Annotated in this window: 7 protein-coding genes and 1 pseudogene; 2 read left to right on the forward strand and 6 right to left on the reverse strand. The window is 35.3% G+C overall.

What is annotated here, in order from left to right; translation table 11 throughout:
• Nucleotides 1-7: 7 nt before the first annotated feature.
• The 5 genes from H1P_RS29900 to H1P_RS29920 all read right to left on the reverse strand — a co-directional run bounded on the left by H1P_RS29900 (nt 8) and on the right by H1P_RS29920 (nt 4,078).
• The gene (locus tag H1P_RS29900; protein WP_144874614.1) at nt 8-541 is read right to left on the reverse strand and encodes a hypothetical protein; all 534 of its coding nucleotides are present in this window, start codon (nt 539-541) and stop codon (nt 8-10) included.
• The gene (locus H1P_RS29905; RefSeq protein WP_144874616.1) at nt 531-2,009 is read right to left on the reverse strand and encodes a tyrosine-type recombinase/integrase; all 1,479 of its coding nucleotides are present in this window, start codon (nt 2,007-2,009) and stop codon (nt 531-533) included. The genes H1P_RS29900 and H1P_RS29905 overlap by 11 nt, the downstream gene beginning before the upstream one ends.
• A gap of 1 nt (nt 2,010) precedes the next feature.
• Entirely contained in the window at nt 2,011-3,123 is a 1,113-nt protein-coding gene (locus H1P_RS29910; RefSeq protein WP_144874618.1) for a tyrosine-type recombinase/integrase, read from the reverse strand.
• Between the two features lie 97 nt (nt 3,124-3,220).
• Nucleotides 3,221-3,694, reverse strand: a complete 474-nt coding sequence (locus H1P_RS29915; RefSeq protein ID WP_144874620.1) for a hypothetical protein — start codon at nt 3,692-3,694, stop codon at nt 3,221-3,223.
• Between the two features lie 57 nt (nt 3,695-3,751).
• Nucleotides 3,752-4,078, reverse strand: coding sequence for a hypothetical protein (locus H1P_RS29920; RefSeq protein WP_144874623.1), 327 nt, complete (start codon nt 4,076-4,078; stop codon nt 3,752-3,754).
• A 207-nt stretch (nt 4,079-4,285) separates the two neighbouring features.
• Between H1P_RS29920 and H1P_RS29925 the strand changes: the two genes are divergently transcribed.
• Both H1P_RS29925 and H1P_RS29930 read left to right on the forward strand, forming a co-directional pair.
• Complete coding sequence (locus tag H1P_RS29925) at nt 4,286-4,519, forward strand: helix-turn-helix transcriptional regulator (RefSeq protein ID WP_144874626.1); 234 nt, start codon at nt 4,286-4,288, stop codon at nt 4,517-4,519.
• A gap of 121 nt (nt 4,520-4,640) precedes the next feature.
• The gene (locus H1P_RS29930) at nt 4,641-5,222 is read left to right on the forward strand and encodes a Uma2 family endonuclease (protein WP_144874628.1); all 582 of its coding nucleotides are present in this window, start codon (nt 4,641-4,643) and stop codon (nt 5,220-5,222) included.
• Nucleotides 5,223-5,661: 439 nt separating this feature from the next.
• Here H1P_RS29930 and H1P_RS29935 read toward each other — a convergent pair.
• A pseudogene (locus H1P_RS29935) lies at nt 5,662-6,320 on the reverse strand (ATP-binding protein); the annotation flags it as partial.

The following is a 6,320-nucleotide window of genomic DNA, read 5'->3' on the forward strand; positions in this document are numbered from 1 at the left end:
TTTTTTACTACTTGCCGATACCAATCAGGATTGATTTCATGAAAATAATTTTTTTTTCACGAGGATTTTTTAAAAAATGTTTTAGCTGCCATGAATCCTCATCAAAAGAAAATTCTTGTAGTTTATTCTCTGTTTGTTGCCCCATCCAAGACGTGTGATATTTTGAATTTGAATCAAATTGGATATTACAAAAGCGACATTTACATTGTCTATTATTTTTACTGGATACTTGATATATCCATCCTCTTTGTCCATTATGTCCAATCTCTTTACATAGTTCATTTGGACATTCTATGTTAGAAATATAATTATAGATATAGCTTGGAACATGGCAAGTAAGGTTTGTTCTTTTATTACAATTATTACAATGTAGATTTATTTTGCAAATTACAGTTTTATCATAATAATATCTAACTAACTTACCTTTATTACAATTAGGACAGTGGTATTCTTGATTATATTCTTTATCCCAATTAACTTCTAATTGACCATTGAGAGTACTGTGAAATGAAATTGGTGGATGTTTACGATTATTCTTCATTATTTTTATTCTTTAAGTTTTCTAATTCTTCTAAACCTTGTAATCTAGTTGTCAATAATCCTAAGAAACGATTTACTTCTGTAACCCTTCTCTGTTTACCTGCTTTTTGTGCTTGTTCTAAATCTTGTTGTAAATCTTTAATATCACTTTCTATTAAGGGTTTGTCTTCTAATCTCACTCGATGATGTTCACAACTCAGACAAGCATAGCGAAGCTCACAATCTCCTAACAGGTCAGGTCGATGACAATTTCCTGAAGAAATAGTGAATTTTGGGGCTAGTAATTCTGCCAGTCTTTCTTGTTTGTATCTAGGTTTTTTAGGTTCCCAAGTAGTTACTCGACCATACATATCGACATAACCTTTGGTATCAGCTTCTTTTTCTAATTTGTCTAAAGAACGCTGACGATAATGAGGTAGCATATCTAACGAACCATGTCCTAATACAGCAGCGATGTATTCATCTTTTACTCCGCAGTTAGTCATAATACTAGCTTTGGTACGTCGAAACATATGACTTTGTAGATTAAACCTATTACCATGTTTATCTCGTAAATCTGCTTCTTCTCGGAAATCACGAAGCCATTTCTGAATTGTTTGACTGCTAAGAACTTCAGCAGTGTAAATTAGTTTTAATTCAAATCTCTTAGTACCTATACGAGTGCCTTCTTCCTGACGAGGATAAATGTTACAAAATAACTTAGGAAAATTTGAATTAATACCCAGTTGTTTATCTAGAAATTTCTGTTGTTCTCTAACTAATTCAACTATAACTAAGTGAACCCTTTGATATCGCCAATGTTTTCGTTTTTCTATCCATCTTAATAAAAACCATTGTTCTCCTTCTTTTTTAAGACATTGACGAAGCATTCTAAGCATTTCTCCAATTCGCGCACCTAAAGCAAGCTGTAATCGAAATAATCGCTCTAATGGTGGTGGGAATAAATGAAAATTTTGATAAATTTGATATAAAACTTCTTCGGGAATGGTTTCAATTTTTGGTGTTGATTTTTGATATTTAATAGGAGTATAAGATAATTTAAGCCATTTTTCTTCTGTCCATAATTTAGAAACGTATCTTAAAGTTTTTTGTTTATTCTCTTTCCCTTTTTTAGAATCAATAACAAATTTTTTTAGTATTGAATTAGTTAATAATTCAGGTTGAGTATATCCTTGTTCACTTAAAAACCCATCTAACTGTTTTAAGTAATAAATTTTATTTTTAATTGTACCTATTACAAATTTTTGTCTAACCATAGCTAAAACTGTCAACTTAGTTAATAACTTTAACCAAGGTAATAAAAAATCTGTAAAATATATATTCTTGTTTGTTGCTATTTTTACCTCTTCTTCTGTATAACCCAAATCAATTAAAGCCCAAGTATCTTTATTTAACAAAGGGTTATTAATAAATTCTTGACCTAATTCTGACTGTTCAATTCTTTTTTGTAACTCTTCAATAGGTAACATTCTATTCTTCTTCTTCTCCTAACAAGTAAGCATCTAAACTCATTTCATCTAATACATGAGAGTAAATATCTTTAGTTGTGGCTATAGACTTATGACCTAGCAATTGTTGTATATATTCATCCATATAACCACTTTGCAACATACGAGTAGCAAATGTATGTCTAAATAGGTGAGGATGAGCTTCGATACCAGTTCTGTCTTTTAGTTGATAAAATAGGCTGTTTAATCTCGCACTGGTCATTGGCTTACCTACATATCTGCCATCTAGGTTGACAAATAACATTCCATGTTCTTGTTGTTCTGCTTCAGGTGGATATTCTTCTAATAAGTAAGCTTGAAATGTTTTTTGAACCTCCTCACGGTTACGTAAAATAGGAATTTCTCGCTCTGTACCTTTTGCGGTAGCACCATTGGGATTATTATCTCGTCGAACAATTCTAATTCTCCCTTTAATATCAAGCTCTCCTACATCAACTAAATGAAGTCCTAAAAGCTCACCTCTTCTTATGCCTGTTTCCCTGAGCAACATTACTATTAATCTATCTCGATAGGTATAACAAGCATCAGCTAGTTTGACGACTTCTTCGTCTTTCAAACAGCCAGGAAAAATTTTAGGCTCTTTGACTTTAATCCGCTTTCTTCGTTCGGGACTGCTTTTAACAATACCTCTTAAGAAACCACCTCGTTTACCCCATCCATGAGCTAGTTTGGTAAATTTCTTTTCATCAATCCTACCTTCTACAGCATGGAATTCATACATTCCTTGAATGGCTGTAACTGCCTGATTGACAGTGCGGGGACTGCGTTTAGATACTACTTCTCTAACCTCTTCTGAGATAACTTCTACTTCTCCACCCAGAAGATACCAGTTAACAAAATCGGCTAATTCATTCAAACCAACATCTTGCCAGTTAAGAGATTTATATTCTAGCCAGTGCCAAAAATCTGATAGCCGATAAGCGTATGTCATAACAGTGTTAGCAGCTAATTGCCTTTTGCGACAGTAGTTTAAGTAGCGTTGTATCGGTTCTACTGGTAAACAAGTTTCTCTATCAAATACGCAACTATATCTTTCCTCAGTTTGAGGGTCAATTGCTTTCTCTATCCTAATCACTTCTACTTCGTGTAATTTAAAGTAAAATTACCTTACCATACAAATTGGTACTGTTGTTGTTGTTTTTTCTATATTAAATAATATAAATATTTTATTGTTATAAGAGTTTGATTGATTCGGCTAAAGCTTTGGATACTCCTGCATTCTGGGCTGATTCACCAGCAAAATTAGCTAATGCCAGAGCTTTAGAGAGAGTTAATTTTACTGGTTTTTCTTGCCAGCCTAGTTCTACTTGAATCCAAGTGCGAAGACCTATTGCTTGAAAAGATAATGAAACTCTTTTAGCCTGCTCAGTTGTCTTTCTGGCATACATGGCGTAGTGATTGATAATGGCAGCAACTACAAGATCGGGAATTTTACCTGTACCTCTGTAATTCTTACCATTAAACGATGATAGGGATTCTGAAACTGGTTTGCCTGTAGCTATTTTTTCTAGTAATTCATTAACTGATTGTTGTCTTACTCCGCACAAACGAGCGATCGCTGATTGAGAAGCATAAGCCTTTCCCCCCTCATCAATCGAGAATTCTTGTTTGATGTCGTCTGGCAAAACAAATAATGATGATGACATTTTTATTTCTCCTGAAAAACTCTACCCCACACTTTTATGTGTGGGGAAAACAATAACTTAGCAGCCTTCGTAGCTATCAATAATGTGTCTGATGGCTAATTCGTTACTACGAAAAGTTTTGTCTAATGATTTGTCAAGTCTTAAATATTGGCGGTTTTGATAATAAGGGCTAGACACCCACTGCTTATGTTTTCGATAAAAAGTACCTAACAAGATACGTCCCGACCAAACTCTATAAAGACTGCCAAATTCATCGGGAGAAGAGTCGATTTCGTAGTTTGGTTCTACATAAGGATGTTGTAAAGCCTGAAAGTCTTTCTCATGCTTTAGCTCATAAGAAATAGCGTCGAATTCCTGTTGTTCGAGTTGTTGTTGTGTCATCATATATATGATTGAATAGATCGGTTCAAAGGCGATCGCAAACTTTTCCAGAGAAGGCGGTCGTCTTTTGTTTTGCTATAATCATTATATTCAATTATTTGGATAAATTCAATTATTTGGATAAATTCAATTATTTGGATATTTTAGCTAGCTTTAAATACTTCGGAGCGAATTAACATGGTATCGATACTTATCAATCAATCGTCTACCATGAAGCTCTCTTTTTCTCAATGGTTCAAGTTGCGTCGCAATATGTTCCAACTTACTCAAGCTCAGATTGCCAAAGAACTGGGAGTTAAACCTACAGCAGTAAGTAATTGGGAACAAGGAGTTTCCAAGCCTGGTCTAGACCCGAATCAAACAGAAATACTTTGTTCTCTTTTGAGAGTGGAATTGTCAGAGTTGGCTAAAGGGTTCAGAGGAGAGTATCAAATAGACGAATGAGATTAAATTCTTAATTTTACTAAAATTATAGATTTCAGTATGAGTTCTCAAAATCTATGAAACGATCGCGCTCTCCTCTGATACGCTAAAATAATCGTATCTCTTCCTCGCAAATAATCTCATGACCGTTCTGCCACTAGATTTATCCTCTCTCATCGGCAAAGTAAGCGATCGCCATCTGGAGCTTCTGTCTCGCGATAATCCCGATGCTCGATTGGAAACTAACTCTCAAGGACAATTAATCTTTATGTCTCCTACTGGTGGTGAAACTAGCGAACGCAATTCAGAACTAATATTTCAAGTTAAGCTTTGGAATCGTCGAGACAAATTAGGTAAAGTTTTTGACTCCTCTGGTGGCTTTAAACTTTCAAATGGTGCTGTTCGTTCTCCTGACGTTAGCTGGATACCCATAGAGAAATGGAATAGTTTAACCAAAGAGCAGAGAAGAAAGTATCTTCCCGTTGACCCCGATTTTGTAATTGAACTAATGTCTCCTTCCGATAGTATTGATGAAGCACAGAACAAAATGAAAGAATATATGAACTGCGGTGTTCGATTGGGTTGGTTGATTAACCCAGATGACAAACAAGTCGATATCTACCGTCAGGGAAAACAAAAAGAAGTATTGAATAATTCTTTAACTCTATCGGGTGAAAGTATCATGCCTGGGTTAGTTGTTGATTTATCCGAGATTTTTGATTAAAAATAAAAATGCCGTGATGTAGTACGCTCACAGATATCTCTAAATATATTCCCGTATTTTGAGCATTCTATTCCCTTGAATTCGTTCAAAAAATTTAACTACAATTGTATTTCGGAAGAGTGAGAAACAATCAGAGTCATCCCAATAGCGATCGCTTTTCATCTTGATTCCAAAATCTTCAGCCAGTTATAACTGACATCTTGCACGCCTTTCATAAAAACTCAATAATTAGGAGTTAGTAATCAATTTAGTACCATTTTCCCTTTAACCTTTACCCCTTTCCCTAACAAGACAGAGAGATTACAGGCTAGGTGCAAGATCTGAGTATAACGAAGGTGCGGTTCGCCCCGATCTCCCTTTCAAATCAAACTGTAACTTGAACCATAAAATGGGAATAATGGAAGCATAAAATGGGACTATTTTTATTTTGAGGAAACAATTATGTCTCTCCAATCACATCACGATGAGGTTGACGTACTCCAGGTTTGTATTTTCTTTTCTGAGCATTTGTTAAGCCAACAGAAGAATTATCGGTTGGTAAAACCGAAGAAGATACTCCTGATAAACCCAGTTTTTGACGTAGTAGAGTTAATTCTCCCGATTCAAACTGAAGTGCTTTCTCCCCTTCGATGGCTTCTGCTGCCATTTGGAGACATTTAGATACAGATGGTGCATAGGGTTGCCAATGTTGCTCAGTTAGAGTGGAAGCATTTTCATCCAGAGCTTGACGATAAGCTTGAGTGAGCCAATCTTTGAGAATGCCCACACAGCCAATACTTCGTTCGTAAAAATGCTCCCAATGAGTTTCTAGTTCTGGTGGTCTATCCAAAGCCATTTTCTCTCCAAAGCTTTTGAGTACCCGTTGAAACTCTACTAAATCTTGGGAACAGTCGGCTTGATAACGAGAAAAATGAATATCTATGCTACGACGAGAAAGTTGACCACTTAGATTACGAAATTCGAGTAACTCATAAGTGCCAAATAAACCGTGTAAAGTATTTGTCATACTAGCCATTGATTGCATTGCATCCATTTGAGCTTGCTGCCTGCTACTGCTAGCCATTTTAGAAAATCTTTGAGCTTCATCAGTCAAAAAAA

Source organism: Hyella patelloides LEGE 07179, from assembly GCF_900659865.1.
GTDB classification, from domain to species: Bacteria; Cyanobacteriota; Cyanobacteriia; order Cyanobacteriales; family Xenococcaceae; genus Hyella; species Hyella patelloides.